16 protein-coding genes, 1 rRNA gene and 1 riboswitch are annotated in these 16,094 nt (G+C 41.8%); of the genes, 9 read left to right on the top strand and 8 right to left on the bottom strand.

From position 1 onward, the window contains the following. Window positions 1-39 precede the first annotated feature (39 nt). Together AY605_RS04890 and AY605_RS04885 are read left to right on the top strand one after the other, a co-directional pair. A complete protein-coding gene (locus tag AY605_RS04890) occupies window positions 40-1,131 on the top strand; it encodes a 3-deoxy-7-phosphoheptulonate synthase (RefSeq protein ID WP_191731298.1) in 1,092 nt (363 codons plus the stop codon). Between the two features lie 64 nt (window positions 1,132-1,195). Next, entirely contained in the window at window positions 1,196-1,720 is a 525-nt protein-coding gene (locus tag AY605_RS04885) for a protein tyrosine phosphatase family protein (RefSeq protein WP_064095343.1), read from the top strand. A 2-nt stretch (window positions 1,721-1,722) separates the two neighbouring features. On the opposite strand, the gene ispF is transcribed toward AY605_RS04885, so the two are convergent. Further along, window positions 1,723-2,211, bottom strand: a complete 489-nt coding sequence (ispF, locus tag AY605_RS04880) for a 2-C-methyl-D-erythritol 2,4-cyclodiphosphate synthase (protein WP_064095367.1) — start codon at window positions 2,209-2,211, stop codon at window positions 1,723-1,725. Window positions 2,212-2,311: 100 nt separating this feature from the next. Between ispF and AY605_RS04875 the strand changes: the two genes are divergently transcribed. Continuing rightward, on the top strand, window positions 2,312-2,965 hold the full coding sequence (locus AY605_RS04875; RefSeq protein ID WP_064095342.1) for a hypothetical protein: 654 nt from the start codon (window positions 2,312-2,314) through the stop codon (window positions 2,963-2,965). 286 nt (window positions 2,966-3,251) lie between these two features. Here the strand turns inward: AY605_RS04875 and AY605_RS04870 are convergent, their stop codons facing one another. The 6 genes from AY605_RS04870 to AY605_RS04845 all read right to left on the bottom strand — a co-directional run bounded on the left by AY605_RS04870 (window position 3,252) and on the right by AY605_RS04845 (window position 9,378). Continuing rightward, entirely contained in the window at window positions 3,252-4,496 is a 1,245-nt protein-coding gene (locus tag AY605_RS04870; protein ID WP_064095341.1) for a D-amino acid dehydrogenase, read from the bottom strand. A 135-nt stretch (window positions 4,497-4,631) separates the two neighbouring features. Further along, a riboswitch (glycine riboswitch) is annotated at window positions 4,632-4,719 on the bottom strand. Window positions 4,720-5,039: 320 nt separating this feature from the next. After that, window positions 5,040-5,948 (bottom strand): AEC family transporter, encoded by a 909-nt coding sequence (locus AY605_RS04865; RefSeq protein ID WP_064095340.1) that lies wholly within the window; start codon window positions 5,946-5,948, stop codon window positions 5,040-5,042. A 158-nt stretch (window positions 5,949-6,106) separates the two neighbouring features. Continuing rightward, entirely contained in the window at window positions 6,107-6,541 is a 435-nt protein-coding gene (locus AY605_RS04860) for an Imm44 family immunity protein (protein ID WP_064095339.1), read from the bottom strand. Between the two features lie 131 nt (window positions 6,542-6,672). Further along, entirely contained in the window at window positions 6,673-7,767 is a 1,095-nt protein-coding gene (gene aroC, locus AY605_RS04855; protein WP_064095338.1) for a chorismate synthase, read from the bottom strand. Between the two features lie 13 nt (window positions 7,768-7,780). Then, on the bottom strand, window positions 7,781-8,791 hold the full coding sequence (gene prmB, locus AY605_RS04850; RefSeq protein WP_004647103.1) for a 50S ribosomal protein L3 N(5)-glutamine methyltransferase: 1,011 nt from the start codon (window positions 8,789-8,791) through the stop codon (window positions 7,781-7,783). 203 nt (window positions 8,792-8,994) lie between these two features. Continuing rightward, window positions 8,995-9,378: a lysozyme inhibitor LprI family protein gene (locus AY605_RS04845; protein ID WP_064095337.1), complete on the bottom strand. Its 384-nt coding sequence runs from the start codon at window positions 9,376-9,378 to the stop codon at window positions 8,995-8,997. 200 nt (window positions 9,379-9,578) lie between these two features. Here AY605_RS04845 and AY605_RS04840 point away from each other — a divergent pair, with 200 nt between their 5' ends. The 6 genes from AY605_RS04840 to AY605_RS04815 all read left to right on the top strand — a co-directional run bounded on the left by AY605_RS04840 (window position 9,579) and on the right by AY605_RS04815 (window position 15,486). Next, window positions 9,579-9,887 (top strand): hypothetical protein, encoded by a 309-nt coding sequence (locus AY605_RS04840; RefSeq protein ID WP_064095336.1) that lies wholly within the window; start codon window positions 9,579-9,581, stop codon window positions 9,885-9,887. 160 nt (window positions 9,888-10,047) lie between these two features. Continuing rightward, the gene (locus tag AY605_RS04835) at window positions 10,048-11,424 is read left to right on the top strand and encodes an ABC1 kinase family protein (RefSeq protein ID WP_064095335.1); all 1,377 of its coding nucleotides are present in this window, start codon (window positions 10,048-10,050) and stop codon (window positions 11,422-11,424) included. Between the two features lie 241 nt (window positions 11,425-11,665). After that, window positions 11,666-12,952 (top strand): acyl-CoA dehydrogenase family protein, encoded by a 1,287-nt coding sequence (locus AY605_RS04830; protein WP_171254916.1) that lies wholly within the window; start codon window positions 11,666-11,668, stop codon window positions 12,950-12,952. 23 nt (window positions 12,953-12,975) lie between these two features. Next, window positions 12,976-14,175 (top strand): acyl-CoA dehydrogenase family protein, encoded by a 1,200-nt coding sequence (locus tag AY605_RS04825; RefSeq protein WP_064095333.1) that lies wholly within the window; start codon window positions 12,976-12,978, stop codon window positions 14,173-14,175. Window positions 14,176-14,286: 111 nt separating this feature from the next. After that, entirely contained in the window at window positions 14,287-14,778 is a 492-nt protein-coding gene (locus tag AY605_RS04820; protein ID WP_064095332.1) for a GNAT family N-acetyltransferase, read from the top strand. 126 nt (window positions 14,779-14,904) lie between these two features. After that, complete coding sequence (locus AY605_RS04815) at window positions 14,905-15,486, top strand: lytic transglycosylase domain-containing protein (RefSeq protein WP_064095331.1); 582 nt, start codon at window positions 14,905-14,907, stop codon at window positions 15,484-15,486. Window positions 15,487-15,959: 473 nt separating this feature from the next. Here AY605_RS04815 and rrf read toward each other — a convergent pair. After that, window positions 15,960-16,074 (bottom strand): 5S ribosomal RNA (gene rrf, locus AY605_RS04805). Between the last annotated feature and the right edge of the window lie 20 nt (window positions 16,075-16,094).

Below are 16,094 nucleotides of genomic sequence, written 5' to 3'. Positions count from 1 at the left end.
TATTAAACAACCTTTTGTATGATCGAACCAGTGACGGCAATGAATACACAACAGTCAAATCCTATTTCAGCATCAGATATTGATGACGTGAATATCCACAGCATGATTCCTCTTGTAACCCCTGCCGAGCTTAAAGCAGAATTACCGTTGACTGAAACTGCTTATCAAACCGTACTGCATGGTCGTGAAACGATTCGTAAAATCCTGGATGGCGAAGACAAACGCCTGTTCGTAGTGATTGGCCCTTGCTCTATACATGATCCGGCGGCTGCACATGAATATGCAGAACGTTTAAAAGTACTGAGCGAAAAAGTTAAAGACAGCTTATATATTGTGATGCGGGTTTATTTTGAAAAACCACGTACCACAATAGGCTGGAAAGGCCTGATCAATGATCCAGATATGAATGATTCATTCAATATTGAAAAAGGTCTGCGTATTGGTCGCAAACTGTTACTTGAACTAAATGAAATGGGCTTGCCATGTGCCACTGAAGCACTTGATCCAAACTCTCCACAGTATTATCAAGACCTGATTTCATGGTCAGCGATTGGTGCACGTACGACTGAAAGCCAGACCCATCGTGAAATGTCTTCAGGCCTTTCTTCTCCGGTCGGCTTTAAAAATGGTACTGACGGCGGTTTAACTGTCGCAACCAATGCGATGCAGTCGGTGAAACACGGCCATAGTTTCCTGGGTCTGAATGACCAGGGTCAGGTGGCTGTCATTCGTACCTCTGGTAACCCATATGCGCACGTGGTATTGCGTGGTGGTAATGGCAAACCGAACTATGATGCAGGCTCGGTCGCAGATGCAGAAGCTGCACTGGCCAAAGCCAAGGTCAGCGGCAAGATCATGATCGATGCCAGTCATGCAAACTCGAACAAAGATCCGTACTTACAACCGCTCGTCTTAAAAAATATTACGGAACAAATTCTTGATGGAAATAAGTCAATTGTTGGTATTATGGTAGAAAGTCACCTGAAAGGTGGCCGTCAGGATATTCCTGCCAATCTATGTGATCTGGAATATGGAAAATCAGTTACTGATGGCTGTATCGACTGGGAAACGACTGAAAAAGTTTTACTCGACATGCATGAGGCATTGAAAGACATTTTACCTAATCGTTAAATGATCTGACAAACGCCATCGCCAAGATGGCGTTTGCATTTCTAGAACAAGGAAATTATATCTGATGAATGACATTGAAACGGCATTAAGCCAGATTGAGAATTTTCAGTTCATACATGAACATCTGTTTAGTTCGGGTCAGCCGACCATTGCCCAGCTACAGCTGATGAAAGAATACGGCGTGTCTACAGTCATTAACGTAGCATTAACCGATAGCCAGCAGCATCTACCACATGAAGATAAAATTTGTCTTGAACTGGGATTGAACTATATTCAGGTTCCACTTTCCTGGGAAACGCCTTCAGACAATCAGTGCCTGCTGGTACTAGACCTGATCGATCACCTGGTAAAAGATCAAATGATCTGGGTACATTGTTCGCAAAATTACCATGTCAGTTGTCTCATGTATCTATATCGCCAATACTATATGGATATTGAACTGCCTCACGCACAACAGCATTTGCATAAAATTTGGGAACCTAATGAAACCTGGACCGGTTTAATGCATGCGGTTGCCCTACAGTTACAAGGCCGTAAAGCAACACAGGAACTGGAACTTTCCCTGATTAATCCGAATCATTTTACTTGAGCTTATTTACTATGGCTCAACAGCACGATTGCCGTGGACATAATTCCTTCCTGACGACCAGTAAAGCCTAGCTGCTCAGTAGTGGTGGCTTTAATACTGATCTGTGTCACATCGACATCCAAGACATCCGCGATACTTTGACGCATTGCCAGATTATGTTTCGCCAGTTTTGGACGTTCACAGGCTACGGTAATATCGGCATTATTCAAAAGATAACCACGATCCAGAATCAACTGATAAACATGTTTGAGTAATACCCGGCTATCTGCACCTTTAAACTCAGGATCTGTATCCGGAAAATGCTGGCCAATATCTCCAAGCGCCAAGGCCCCCAACAAAGCATCACAGAGTGCATGCAACACCACATCACCATCCGAATGTGCTTTCAGACCATGAGTATGCGGAATTTGAATGCCTGCCAAAGTGACAAAATCACCTTCTTCAAATGCATGCACATCCAGCCCCTGGCCAATACGAATTTGTGCGATCACCTTATACATCCTTTAGAAATAGCCAATTGAAATCTTGTACACTTGCTTTCTATTTCGCTATAGTTAGACCAAGCGTAACACAGTGAAAGTATAAGCGATCATGCTACTGAAAACTGATATAAAAATGTTGAAAATAATTGCAATGATGCTCGGTCTGGGGATGATTTCTACGGGCAGTTCGGCGATTACACTAGACTGTAATAACGACAGTAAAAAAACGGCTGCCATGAAGAAACTCTGTTCAGCAGCACTGGCCGAATCTCGTGAAAAACTTACAGACCAATACTTTACTGCTTTCCTGATTACTGATGCGCCTGTACGCTTATTACAAGATACCCAAAAATTATGGGTAAGCCGCTTGCAGCAATGCAAAACCATAGACTGTTTTAAACAGCAGTTCGAATGGCGTTTAGATGATTTAAATATCTATATTTCGCTGAATCAAAGTTTAACCCAGCATTATATCAAGTTTGAACAGGGGCAAATTGCCAAGCAGCCTGTTCATCTCAAGATTCATCAACTGACCAAAGACCGGATCAAGATTGAAGGCCTGGCATATCGCAATCCGAATAACCGGGCCGAGACGCAGACCATTCCCTTTTTAGCTTATACCACACCTGAGGCAAAAAATCAGATTACCGACAATGAAAATGACTGCCGCTATGAGTTTGACTATAGTAAAGCCATTTTAGTTGTCAGCAGCCAGCAGAAAGGTTGTGAGCGATTTACTGGCATTTATCGTTTATATGATTAAATAGCTAATCTAAAGTCATCAAAAAGCGAGCATTAATTAGTATCTAAATTTCCTTCTCCCTCAGGGATGAGAAGCACTGCTTCCCAAGGAGATAACCAGATATTTATAAGAACCTCTCCCCAGAGGAGCATGCTCCACACTCCTATAAAAAGAGGAAATTTCCTTGCTCATTTTGAATGGTTTAAAAATAATTTATGAAAGAACTACACTATTTTAAAGTTCAGATAACCCTTTAAAGATTTTTAAAATTCATCTTTAAAAAATAGCCCGAAAGCGGGCTATCAGTTCAAGCAGGATAATATTGAGCCACTTCCTGACCAATCATGGCTGCTGTTGCCGCTGATAAAGTCCAGCCCAGATGACCATGTCCGGTATTGTAAAATACCCGTTCATGTTTGCCACGGCGTACTACCGGCATCATATTTGGCATCATTGGGCGTAAGCCAGCCCAAGGCACGACATGTTCGGTACACAGGTCAAAATTGCGATTGGTCCAGTCAATCAGCGGCTGAATCCGGTCCGCGCGAATATCGCGATTATAGCCATTAAACTCGGCGGTGCCTGCAACACGTAAACGGTCCTTGCCTAGACGTGACAAGACAATTTTAGCACTTTCATCTAGCAGGCTGACCCAGGGCGCATTGTTCTGGCTCTGCTCATCATTTAACTGTAAGGTTATGGAATAACCTTTGACTGGATAAACATTGACCCGCTCACCGAGAATTTCAGCCAGCTGATAACTGCCAACACCTGCACATACCACAATGGCATCTGCATTAATTTCCAGAATATCCTCTGGAGAGGAATGGACATTTTCAGTACTGGGTTTGCATTTAACCCGAATATTATGAGCTTGATAATCAACAGCGAAAACATCTTGACCAAACTCAAATTTTACGCCTTTTTGCATACAGGCTTTAGCCAGCCCGGTGCTAAATTTATGAATATCCCCGGTGGCATCGCTCTGGCAGTAAAATCCTGCGTAATAATCGCCCGTTAATGCAGGTTCGATCTGCTTGATTTCTGTATCGGAAATGGCATTTCGCTCCAGCCCCCCACTACACAACAAATCATTGACTTTGATCGCAACGTCATAATCTGTCTTGTTATGATAAAAATGTAAAATACCGCGTTTTTCCAGATTGAAATCAATACCTTCTGTTTGAGCAATTTCAAACAAACGCGCTCTGGCCAGTAACGCCAACCGTACCGTTTCTCGGGTATTGGCTTCGTAATGTTTGATATTGCCTAAAAACTCCATGAGCCAGCTGTATTTATGCACACTAAAAGAGGGATTGAGCAAAAGTGGTGCAGTTTTTTGTGACATCCATTTAATGCCTTTCAGCACCGTAGCTTTCTGGTTCCATACTTCTGCGTTACAGGCAGAAAGCTGGCCACCATTGGCAAAAGATGTTTCCATCGCCGGATATAGATGCCGATCCACCACGGTCACCTGATAGCCTGATAATGCCAGCTCATAAGCTGTAGTTACTCCGGTAATACCAGCCCCAATCACCACGACATGACGCATAGACACCTCCTTGATTATATTGATGTCTTTTCCCATCTGTCATGTGTACCTGAGAGCTTCGGTAGATGCATTGCACATCAATGCGGCCACCTTCCCCTTCGGTGAGTGATTGAACACTTCTCTCCAGAGTCTTTATCCATTATCACAGTCCTTTTGCCTGAGAGTTTCCTGGGAACTTGCTCCTTCGGCGAATGCAGAAGCATTTCTCTCCTGCAATAATGTTTTATTATCATGAGCAATTTATATACCATTTTTAAGAAATACGCTGTTTTAATTTATGTTAATTCACGTAAATCAATCTTTAATTGCTTATTTTAATCAATAATTTATTAGTTAAATTGAAAACTTCAACTCTATAGCAGATTTGTATATCTTTCTTCCCACAGTCACTGAGTCGCAGCCCTTTCCTAGGATTTGTAACAGTCTAAGAGTTAAATGATTGAAGCCAGTCAAAAGATCACAATTTGCTTAGGCTATTTTATTCACTTAAAACAGGTATGATCTGGAGCAAAATGTAGACTGTTTCATTATCCATTTAAGAATTTAAATCATCCAGGAAAGCACCAATATTAAGCTTCCTGCTGCGACCACTGTTTGTACGCTGATGATACTGGCCATTAACTCACTATCACCGCCATATACCCGAGTGAGAACATAGGAAGCTGAGGCAGTAGGAAGTGCAAAGAACAAGACCAAGACCTGAGTAGTTAATGCATCAATCTGAAAAGTTTTACATACTAAAAATGCAATGAGCGGCATTGCGAAAAGACGCCCGAAAGTCATCATACCCAGTGGCAACCCCTCACGCTGAAAGCCCTGAAACTGTAGGGCAGCTCCCACACACATTAGTCCTAAGGGTAAACTGCACAGTGCAATCTGTTTAAGAAAGTGTTCTGACCCAATCCAAAGTGACCACCCAGAGAAATTAAATAAACCGCCTACAATACAGCCCAGAATTAATGGGTTTTTAGCCAAGCCGAGAATAATTTTGGTGAGCTGCATTTCGTGACTACGGGTAAATGCCAGTACCGATAAGACATTCACCAAAGGAATACACAGCACCATGATCACCGCGAAAATAGTCATACCCTGCTGCTGAAATAAGGCACTGACAGCAGCAAGGCCAATATAGGTGTTAAAGCGTAGTAAACCTTGGACATACACGCCAAAACGCGCATAAGATATCTGGTAAATATGACGCAAAATATACAATGCAATACTGACCACGGCCATAATGCTAAATACAACTAGCACCACATCTTCAATGACTGCCATTTGAATCTTGGCAGTGGCCAGATTTAAAAATAGCATCACTGGAAAAAGCACATAATAATTTAACTTTTCTGCACCGCGCCAAAAATCATCTTCCAGCCATTTTCTTTGTTTTAATACATATCCCAAGCTAATGAGGCCAATAAGCGGAAACAGTACAGTGAAGATAGTCTGAAACATTGAGCAACTCTTGATATGCAGTTTTGCGGCAATCAACCCTAATTGCCTGTCAAGGAACAAGCATACAACAACCCTCGTATTACCGGATAAAAAAACAATGGAAAAATAAACGGATAATAAATAAGAGAGACTCTATGTGACTTTAATGAATAAATCGTTTAAATCCAGCTTTCTTCTTTTGCAATATTTAATACATCTATTTTAAGTTTTTCTAACTCATCAAAAACTGTTGAATCCAGTTTTGGACGAACTTTTTCTAATTTAACTTTTAATAAGTCTAAACTTCTTAAAAGCATAGAAAAGATGAGTTTCTTTCGGCCTAGGTCATCTGTTGCCTTGAAGGTGGTCGGATCTATTCTTAAGCGAAAATCCATGTTTTTTCGTTTAGGAGAATAATAAATACGTTCATCAAAATTATCCGTTCCCATTATAATTGAAATACATTTCCACTTATTTATCGGAATATCATAAGACTTATTTTGAAGTTGAGCATTTAAGGCATCTTCAACTGCATTACGTGCTTTACATTCCTGTAGAGTTTGCTCTTCACTTAAAACTTCACTACTCAGCTCAGCACTTAACCATATTTCCATAAATACCTCCCCTGATCATTATTTTTAGAAAAATCTTAGCTTAATCTGATTTCTTTTTAACATGATAGTTTTTATACAAAAAAAGCCAGACCGAAGTCTGACTTTAATTTTATTCACTTCTATAAAGCAAACTATTTCAGTTCAATCGGTGCGAACGGCGCAACTACATCCGCGTTTTGCGCACGATGACGCATGAAGTGATCCATCAGCACAATCGCCAGCATCGCTTCTGCAATTGGCGTAGCACGTACACCCACGCAAGGATCATGACGGCCTTTGGTCAGTACATCGGTATCTTCACGGTTAATGGTAATGGTTTTACCCGGAGTAGTGATTGAAGCAGTCGGTTTCAAAGCAATTGAAACACGAATGTCCTGACCGCTAGAAATACCGCCTAGAATACCGCCAGCATGATTCGCCAGAAAACCGTCCGTAGTAAGTTCATCACGGCTTTCATGACCAAACTGTTCAGCCACGCCAAAACCATCACCGATTTCGACACCTTTAACGGCATTAATCGACATCATGGCATGCGCGATGTCAGCATCCAGACGATCAAATACAGGCTCGCCCCAACCGACAGGTACTTTAGACGCAATGATCTCAAGTTTAGCGCCACAACTAGTACCTTGTTCACGCAAAGACGTGACCAGTGCTTCAAAACGTGGTACGGCATCGACATCGCCACAGAAAAATGGATTGTTCGGAACTTCATTCCAGTCCAGTTTTTCTGCTTTTTCAGTGCCGATCTGGGTCACGTGACCACGAATCTCAATACCAAATTTCTCGAAAAGGAATTTCTTGGCAATTGCACCCGCTGCAACACGCATTGCTGTTTCACGCGCACTTGAACGGCCGCCACCGCGATAATCACGGAAACCATACTTTTGAGTATAGGTATAATCGGCATGACCCGGGCGGAATGTCTGTGCGATATTGCCGTAGTCTTTCGATTTTTGATCCGTATTACGAATCAACAAACCAATTGAAGTACCGGTGGTTTTACCCTCAAAAACACCGGAAATAATTTCTACTTCATCAGGCTCTTTGCGCTGGGTTGCAAATTTCGATGTACCCGGCTTACGGCGATCCAGATCTTTTTGCAAATCCGCTTCAGTCAGCTCAATGCCGGGTGGAACCCCATCGATGATGGCCATCAAGCCAACACCATGAGATTCACCACAAGTCGTTACACGGAACAGTTGCCCTATACTATTACCTGCCATGTCAAACGACTCCTTATGCTTGAATAGACTGAATGAATAAATCACGGTAGGTACGGCATTGCTCTGCAGTCAATGCAAAGATACCAGTACCACCTTTCTGGAATTGTAACCAGTAGAAATCAACTGAATTGAAGTTTTGGCGCATTGCCCATTCTGAGTTACCCACTTCGATCACAATCAGGCCATTCTCAGTCAGATAATCTGCAGCTTGAGCCAGCATTTTACGTACCAGATCCAGACCGTCCTGACCTGCAGCAAGCGCAAGCTCAGGCTCATGATGGAACTCCTCCGGCAAATCAGCCATATCTTCCGCATCGACATACGGCGGATTAGATACGATTAAATCGTATTGATTTTCGGCTGGAATTTTTTCGAACAAATCCGATTCAAGCAATGCGATCTGATACTGCTTGTCATGATGCTCAGTATTGATTTGCGCAACTTCCAATGCTTCTTTCGAAATATCGGTGGCATCTACTTCCGCTTCAGGGAAAGCATAAGCCAAGGCAATCGCGATACAGCCGGAACCGGTACACATATCTAGAATGCGTTGTGGTGTCTTCGGATTCGGGTTTTCCGGCAAGTTATTAACTGCCTCACCCATTTGACCATGTTCGCCCAAGAAATACGGGGCAAAACGGTTCTGAATCAGTTCAGCAATCGGTGAACGTGGAATCAGCACGCGTTCATCAACATAGTAGGGTTTGCCGTCAAAGTAAGCCAGATTCAATAAATATGAAGTTGGAACTTTTTCATTAATACGGCGTTCCAGCAGACTTAAAAATTCGGCTTTTTCACTTGGCAATAATTTGGCATCTAGAATTTCAGCGTCCGCTTTCCATTCTAGTGACAGGGTTTGCAACACTAGCGCTGAACTTTCAGCAAAATAATCTTCTGTGCCTTGGCCCAAATGTGCATCGTATTGACGTAATGCTGTCACACCAAAACGAATAAAATCACGAATGGTGGTTAAATTTTCAGCGGCTTCCTGCATATGTTCAGGGCTAATAGTCGGTCGATCCACTTAAGGCGTCTCCAAGGTCATTTTTTTAAACGCCTTATGATACCTTGTTTTGCCTGCTTTTATAATGCTAAAAGCATGAAAAACACGAATTCTCTACGCCCACAAAAATTATAAAATTCCTGTTTTTGTGAGCGATTATCAGCATAAATTTTGACTTTATTCGTAAATGTTTCAGTTAAATGCTGCTGCTAATACTATGGCGATTATCTGGAAGCTGGTGCATAAGAGCGAGATTGATAAAGATTGGCCTGATCCATAATCAAAGCCAGCATACATTGACCTTGTTGCTGTTTGGCATATTTTCCTGACATTCTAAAATTACATTGCTGGGACAGTTTACGCTCCCATAGCACATGCTGGCTGCGAATGGCAGCAGTCTGATTCGGATTTAATTTTAGATAAGTTTTATAGCTTTTCTTCAGGCGTTTATTGTGAAATTTTAGCTCTTTATTAAGGCATTTTTCAATTTTAGCAGTATTCCCATAACTGAAATTCATACATTGTGAATATTCTTTGGAATACCCCATAGCAGCCTGTGTTTGAGCGGAAGTACCCACAAAAGCAACTAAAAACCACGCAAGACGCATAACATCCCCTTTACCGAAAGCGGTACAATCCTAATAAATGTTTAACAATCAATATTGTTTAAATTATCCACTGATATTAACGTAGTCCAGACAAAAATCCTATGCATTTCTTGGAAAGAAAGATTCCACAGTTCCACAATTGAAAATTGGCCTGTGACCCTCATATAATTCATATTCAATCTTCAAACGAGCCTCTATCTATGAGCTATAAGCACAATAATCTTATGGCGATGCGCCAGAATTACTGGAATGATCAAGCATCCGGTCAGGTGCAGCAAGAAAAGGGATTTTTACAGTCGGCCTTGATACAGCATGGCGTATTTACCGATGCAACGCTGGAAGATGCCAAATATCTGTTCTTTGGCTTGCCAAGTATTGTGATTGTTAAAGGTTATTCTCTGGGCTTCATGCATGACAGCGTACAGCGTCTGATTCATCAACATATTCAAACAAATAAACAACAGTTGCAGCAACGATCTGAATTAAAAATCCAATTTCAAATGGCATAATGCCCTGTCTAAACTGATACTGGTTGGTGAATAATTGAAAGCTTGCCTAGCTTTTACTATGAATTCAGCCGCTTAAACTTTTTTAATACGTGCAGAAACGCTAATATCTCTTACAATGATTTATTCTGCTTCATGCTGATGATGAAAGGATCGAGTTTACATGTCAGATCAGAACGATAAGCTTAAACAACTGAAAACCTCCTCTATGGATCGACGCTTATCGATCGCAAAGGCATCCTTGCTGGCAGGCACACGTTGGGCGGCTTCTAGTGCAAGCTCCATGTTCTCGAGCGAAGAAGATAAAGAAAAGAAACGTAAAAAAGCCATGAAAGAACAGGCTGACTATCTGGTTGCAGAAATCGGTAAGCTCAAGGGTTCTATTGTTAAAATTGGGCAAATGATGGCGCTTTATGGAGAGCATTTTTTGCCTGAAGAAGTCACTCAGGCTTTAAATACCCTGAATAACCAGACAGTTGCACTGGCCTGGCCAGCCATCAGAACCCAATTACAGCAACAGCTTGGTTCAAAACTGGATGACCTCACTATTGATCATGAGCCTTTAGGCACAGCCTCTTTGGCACAGGTACATCGCGCTACCCGAAAATCCGATGGTATGGAACTGGTCTTAAAAATTCAGTACCCCGGTGTAGCGGAAGCCATTGATTCAGATATGAGCCTATTTAAGAACATGCTTAAATTGACGCGTATGGTGCCGCAAACCCGTGAGTTTGACCAGTGGTTCGACGAAGTCCGCGAGATGATGCATCGTGAAGTGGACTATCAGATTGAGGCAGATACAACGCGTCGTTTTGCTGCACGTTTGAAAGATGATCCACGCTATATCGTACCGACGATTATTGATGAATATTGCTCTGATCGAGTGTTGTGCATGACCTTTGAACGTGGTGTGCCAATCAATAGCCCGGTGATGTTATCCCTGCCTCAAGAACGCCGCAACCTGTTAGGCGAAGCCTCTCTGGAAATTGCAGTACGTGAAATCTTTGAATGGGGCGAGATGCAAACCGACCCGAACTTTGGTAACTATCTGGTTCGTCTCGGCAATGGCGATGATGTGCATGACAAGATCGTTCTGCTCGACTTTGGCGCAATCCGTCAGTTTGACCAGCATCTGCTCAGTGTTGCGCGCAACCTGATTCAGGCAGGCTATCATCATGACTCGGATATGATGGTCAAGGCCATGACGGGTTATGAATTTTTTGATTCAATTCCACAAAGTATCAAACCCGATATGGCCAAGGTCTTCTTATTAGCTACTGAAGCATTTAGCTCACCACTGAATAATCAGGAGCTGCCAGCCGGCGTAATGGACGAACATAATCGTTATGACTGGAAAAAGAGTCAACTGCATAGCCGTGTCATGCAACAGGCTTCAAGATCTATGGCGTCGCGTTATTTCAGTGTACCGCCAAAGGAATTTATGTTTATTAGCCGTAAATTTATTGGTGCCTATACCTTTATGACCGTCATTGATGCCAAAACCAATGTACGTGCCATGATTAAAAAACATCTCTCTTAAAATAAATACCTCATAAAGACCCGGATGATTTTGTCATCCGGGTCAATTTTTATTTATTAAAGTTTTTTTTAATTTAGATCTTTCTTCTTATTTTCATTGATTTACATTTTAATTTATTAATCTTAAAAAACCTGTGAACTGACAATTAATCTTGTCACCTACGACATAGTTTTATCCTTGAGCACATGTCAGTATTAAAAAAATAATGTGACGACACCTTAGGATAATCAGAATGAATAATATGGTGAATAAAGCCCAGGGATTTGGCTTGTCTATATTGACCAAAATCGCAGGCAGCGAAGTATTAGACCAGTTGAAGCTGCGTAAATTTGTAGAAAAATCACTTTATCAAAGTTCAAAAGCAGGATTCAAAACTCTGAGTCAAACCCAGAAAATCCTAAAATCTGGCCAAAAGATTGAAAAACAGCGTCTGCCGCATCAATCCAAATCCCTATTTGACCTGAACTTGACTGAAGAACAGCAAATGACTTGTGATGCCATGCAGCAATTTGCCCAAGAGGTGCTATATCCTTTAGCGCATAATGCAGATCAACACGAATTATTTCCTCATGAGCTCTGGCAATACAGCACTGATTTAGGCTTGAATCTCTATGCCCTTCCCGAAGCCTTAGGGGGTGTTGCAGCAGAACAGAATATCGTCAGCAATATTTTAATCACTCAACATTTAGCACAAGGAGATTTCAGCCTGACCGCTGGTTTACTTACGAATTTTAGTGTCATCAATGCAATCACTCGCTGGGGCTCAGAGCAGATTCAGGCAAAATATCTGGGCGCTTTCGCAGAGAATCCTGAGTTGAAGGCCACCTTTGCAGTGCAAGAAGCCACGGCTGCATTTAATCCTTATCAGCTTAAAACCACCGCCATTCATGGTCAGGATCATTATCTCATTAACGGTGAAAAAACCTTGGTAATACTGGGAGAAAATGCGGATATCTATCTGGTCAGCGCCGACCTGCATGGCAAGGCCGACGTGTTTGTCGTGCAACGACATAATACGATGACTGTACAGAAGTCTCCGGCCATGGGATTAAAAGCCACTGAAACTGTGACGCTTAAATTCGTAAATACCCCGGCTCAACGTCTGGGAGATGAAGATTTTGACTATGCAGCTTTTGTTGATCTGGGTAATTTAATGTGGTGTGCGATGGCAGTAGGCACCTGTGAAGCTATTAAGAAATATTGTGTGCAATATGCCAATGAACGTATCGCCTTTGGCGAACCAATTTCTCATCGTCAAAGCGTCGCCTTTATGATTGCCGATATGGCCATTGAAATTGATGCGATGCAGATGCTGATCCTGAATGCTGCGAGTCTGGCTGAATCGGGGCAAAGCTTTCATCGTGAAGCCTATCTGGCCCGTCTGCTCTGCGCAGAAAAATCCATGAAAATCGGCACTGATGGTGTACAAATTTTAGGTGGTCACGGGTTTACTAAAGAACATCCGGTAGAACGCTGGTATCGAGACCTGAGAGCCACTGCTATTCTCCACTCTGGCTTACATGCCTGATCAGAAATTAAAGAAGAATAATTATGAATCTACAAAATCCGCCAAAATTCAAACTCTTGATTGATCAAGCACATGAAGTTGCCGTCAATGTTTTGCGTCCGATTTCACGTAAATATGACAAGGCTGAACATGCTTACCCTATCGAACTTGATATGCTGGCCTCTGTGGTCGATGGTATGAATCAAGGCAGTGAAGGCATGAATGCCGGCGCAGCAGTTAATAAACGTGGTGATGCAGACAGCAATAATAAAAATGGCATTAATATGTCTACCGCCCTGAGTATTATTGAAATGTGTTATGGCGATACTGGTTTATTACTTTCGATGCCACGGCAGGGATTAGGAAACTCAGCGATTGCAGCCGTAGCAAATGAGGAACAATTGCAGCGTTTTCACGGAATTTGGGCCGCCATGGCAATTACCGAACCAGGCTGTGGTTCTGACTCTGCTGCGATCCGTACAACTGCAACCAAAGATGGTACTGATTATATTTTAAATGGTGAAAAAATCTTCGTAACTTCCGGTGAACGGGCAGATGCAGTCGTCGTTTGGGCAACTTTGGATAAAAAACTGGGACGATCAGCAATTAAATCATTTGTGGTGACCAAAGGCACTCCGGGCATGAAAGTTGAACGACTGGAACATAAATTAGGGATTAAATCATCTGATACTGCCGCCATTAGCTTTATCAACTGCCGGGTCCCCGCAAAAAACTTGCTTGGTCATGCGGAAGTTGATGTCGCCAAAGGTTTTGCCGGCGTCATGGAAACCTTTGATAATACTCGTCCATTAGTCGCTGCAATGGCAATTGGTTGCGCGAAAGCTTCACTAGAACGCATCAAGGAGATTTTTAAGGATCAGCTGGACTCCACTTATGCCACACCGTATTTACAAAGCTCTAATATCGCAGCACAAATCTATCGCATGGAAGCCGAATGGGAAGCCGCACGCCTGCTGATGCTGAAAGCTGCATGGATGGCCGATAATCGTAAACCAAATTCGCGTGAAGCCTCTATTGCCAAAGCCAAAGCAGGCCGGATCGGTAATGAAATCACCTTAAAATGTGTCGAACTCGCAGCAGCCATTGGTTATAACGAAACTGAACTTCTAGAAAAATGGGCACGTGATTCCAAGATTCTGGATATTTTTGAAGGGACCCAACAGATTCAGCAACTCATTATTGCCCGACGGGAATTAGGGAAATCATCGAGCGAATTAAAATAGTGATTGCTCATTAAATAACGAATTAAAATTATTTTAGTTGATTAAATGATGGATTTTTTAAGGGTTTAAGGCTATAAAAATTCATCTTTTTTAAAATAAAATCAGTTTAATATGTACTCTATTCGTCCTATTCAGCCTCAAAATAATGCACAAATTGCCAAGGTCATTCGTGAAGTTTCTATAGAGTTTGGTCTTGCCGCAGAGTCCGGCTTTGCGGTAGGTGATTCAATTCTAGATAATTTATATGAATTCTATAACCAAACGCATGCAGCTTACTGGGTTATTGTGGATGAACGGAATCAGGTTTATGGCGGTGGTGGAATTGCTCCCTTACAAGGTGATGCAAACATTTTAGAAATTCAGAAAATGTACTTTTTACCTGAGATCCGTCAACAAGGTTCTGCCAAAAAAATCTTAGAACTATCCTTTGAATTTGCACAGGCTCATCAGATTAAGGCAGTCTATTTAGAAACAACTAAAACGCTATGGCAAGCAATAAATCTCTATGAAAAATTAGGTTTTCAGCATTTATCTCAGCCCAAAGGCAATACCGGACATAGTAAGGCCTGTGAAATCTGGATGCTTAAAACTCTTGCAACTTAGAACAGGGTTTTACCAGATTTATAAGATTAGTGCAGAAATATAATACTTTTATCTGCACTAAGCTTGACTCTTATATTTAGGCTGCCTAACATCGAAATAGGTTTATTCAGGCATGGAATCCACAGTTTGTTTTTTTCTTATCTCTTCAATCCAGCTCAATCTCAATCTTCATTATTTCATTCTTATTCTTTTAAATTTTCCTCTATTTTATTGAGTACCTTTCTTTTTGCTGGCTGCTCATCCTTGGGTGGAGGCTCTATAGAAAAACGTGCAGCTAAATTGTCTAAAGGCATTCAAACTGCGTATTCTACTCCTGCGGATACAGCTAATCGTGTTTCTCCTTTGATTGTGCAGCATGCGCAAAATCAGGGTGTAGATCCCCTACTAATAGCAGCAGTGATTCGTCAGGAATCCACTTATCGTAGCCAAGCTACTTCTCCTGCAGGTGCTGTAGGATTAATGCAAGTAATTCCAAGATACTGGCAACAAACTTGTCCAGGTGATTTATATAGTGAGAACAGTAATATCCAGTGCGGAACTTATATTCTTGCTAAGTATACTCAATCATCTGGCAACTGGAAGAAAGCTCTTGCCTACTATAATGTGGGTCCGTCAGGTTATGAGAATAATCGCAAAATGCGCAAACAGGGTAAACGGTATGCCAAACAAGTGAAACAACATAAAAAAATATTAAAGAACTCTCTTTAATTATTTAATAATATGAGTCCAATAATCATGCTTAGGCTATTTGAAGTAAATTAAGAAAAATTTTTTAATTTCTCATCATAGTGGATTCTAGATTCGTTACTCTGTGTAGTCCATCTATAAGTTATTTCGCAACAACAATGTATGTATATAGCTAAAATAGCCAGCAGTAAAAAACCAGCGAATCGCTGGTTTTTTTATTTCCTGCATTTCAACAGCGGCATCTATACTTTGCAGGCTTGGTAGGCTCTTATAAGCCAGATCATTTCGACTTAGGACCAGCCCCGTAATCATGTGCCCAAAGCTGATGTTATCGGGCTTTGAAATCACGCTCTCTCCCCTTAGATTATTCCTTTCAGGCAGCTCTAGCCGCTCCAATACCTTTTATACATCTAAAAAGTGACTAAGCTTTTTACCTAAACTCTAGGCCTAAAAAAACACCCCCTATCCTTAGATAGGGGGTGTTTCGAATAATGAGCTGGCGATGACTTACTCTCACATGGGTAATCCCACACTACCATCAGCGCTAAGAGGTTTCACTTCTGAGTTCGGGAAGGGATCAGGTGGTTCACTCTTGCTATGGTCGCCAGCACAACTGTTTATGACTTTGC

Origin of the sequence: Acinetobacter sp. SFD, assembly GCF_001647575.1 — a bacterium.
GTDB classification, from domain to species: domain Bacteria; phylum Pseudomonadota; class Gammaproteobacteria; order Pseudomonadales; family Moraxellaceae; genus Acinetobacter; species Acinetobacter pecorum.
This window is presented reverse-complemented; position numbering and strand designations above follow the sequence as displayed.

Excerpts from the sequence above, each read along its gene's own strand:
- AY605_RS04865 (WP_064095340.1), bottom strand. The coding sequence starts at position 5,948 with ATGTTTCAGACTATCTTCACTGTACTGTTTCCGCTTATTGGCCTCATT.
- AY605_RS04875 (WP_064095342.1), top strand. The coding sequence starts at position 2,312 with ATGCTACTGAAAACTGATATAAAAATGTTGAAAATAATTGCAATGATG.
- AY605_RS04885 (WP_064095343.1), top strand. The coding sequence starts at position 1,196 with ATGAATGACATTGAAACGGCATTAAGCCAGATTGAGAATTTTCAGTTC.
- AY605_RS04890 (WP_191731298.1), top strand. The coding sequence starts at position 40 with ATGAATACACAACAGTCAAATCCTATTTCAGCATCAGATATTGATGAC.
- AY605_RS04835 (WP_064095335.1), top strand. The coding sequence starts at position 10,048 with ATGTCAGATCAGAACGATAAGCTTAAACAACTGAAAACCTCCTCTATG.
- AY605_RS04840 (WP_064095336.1), top strand. The coding sequence starts at position 9,579 with ATGAGCTATAAGCACAATAATCTTATGGCGATGCGCCAGAATTACTGG.
- AY605_RS04860 (WP_064095339.1), bottom strand. The coding sequence starts at position 6,541 with ATGGAAATATGGTTAAGTGCTGAGCTGAGTAGTGAAGTTTTAAGTGAA.
- AY605_RS04820 (WP_064095332.1), top strand. The coding sequence starts at position 14,287 with ATGTACTCTATTCGTCCTATTCAGCCTCAAAATAATGCACAAATTGCC.
- AY605_RS04830 (WP_171254916.1), top strand. The coding sequence starts at position 11,666 with ATGGTGAATAAAGCCCAGGGATTTGGCTTGTCTATATTGACCAAAATC.
- AY605_RS04825 (WP_064095333.1), top strand. The coding sequence starts at position 12,976 with ATGAATCTACAAAATCCGCCAAAATTCAAACTCTTGATTGATCAAGCA.
- AY605_RS04845 (WP_064095337.1), bottom strand. The coding sequence starts at position 9,378 with ATGCGTCTTGCGTGGTTTTTAGTTGCTTTTGTGGGTACTTCCGCTCAA.
- AY605_RS04870 (WP_064095341.1), bottom strand. The coding sequence starts at position 4,496 with ATGCGTCATGTCGTGGTGATTGGGGCTGGTATTACCGGAGTAACTACA.
- aroC (WP_064095338.1), bottom strand. The coding sequence starts at position 7,767 with ATGGCAGGTAATAGTATAGGGCAACTGTTCCGTGTAACGACTTGTGGT.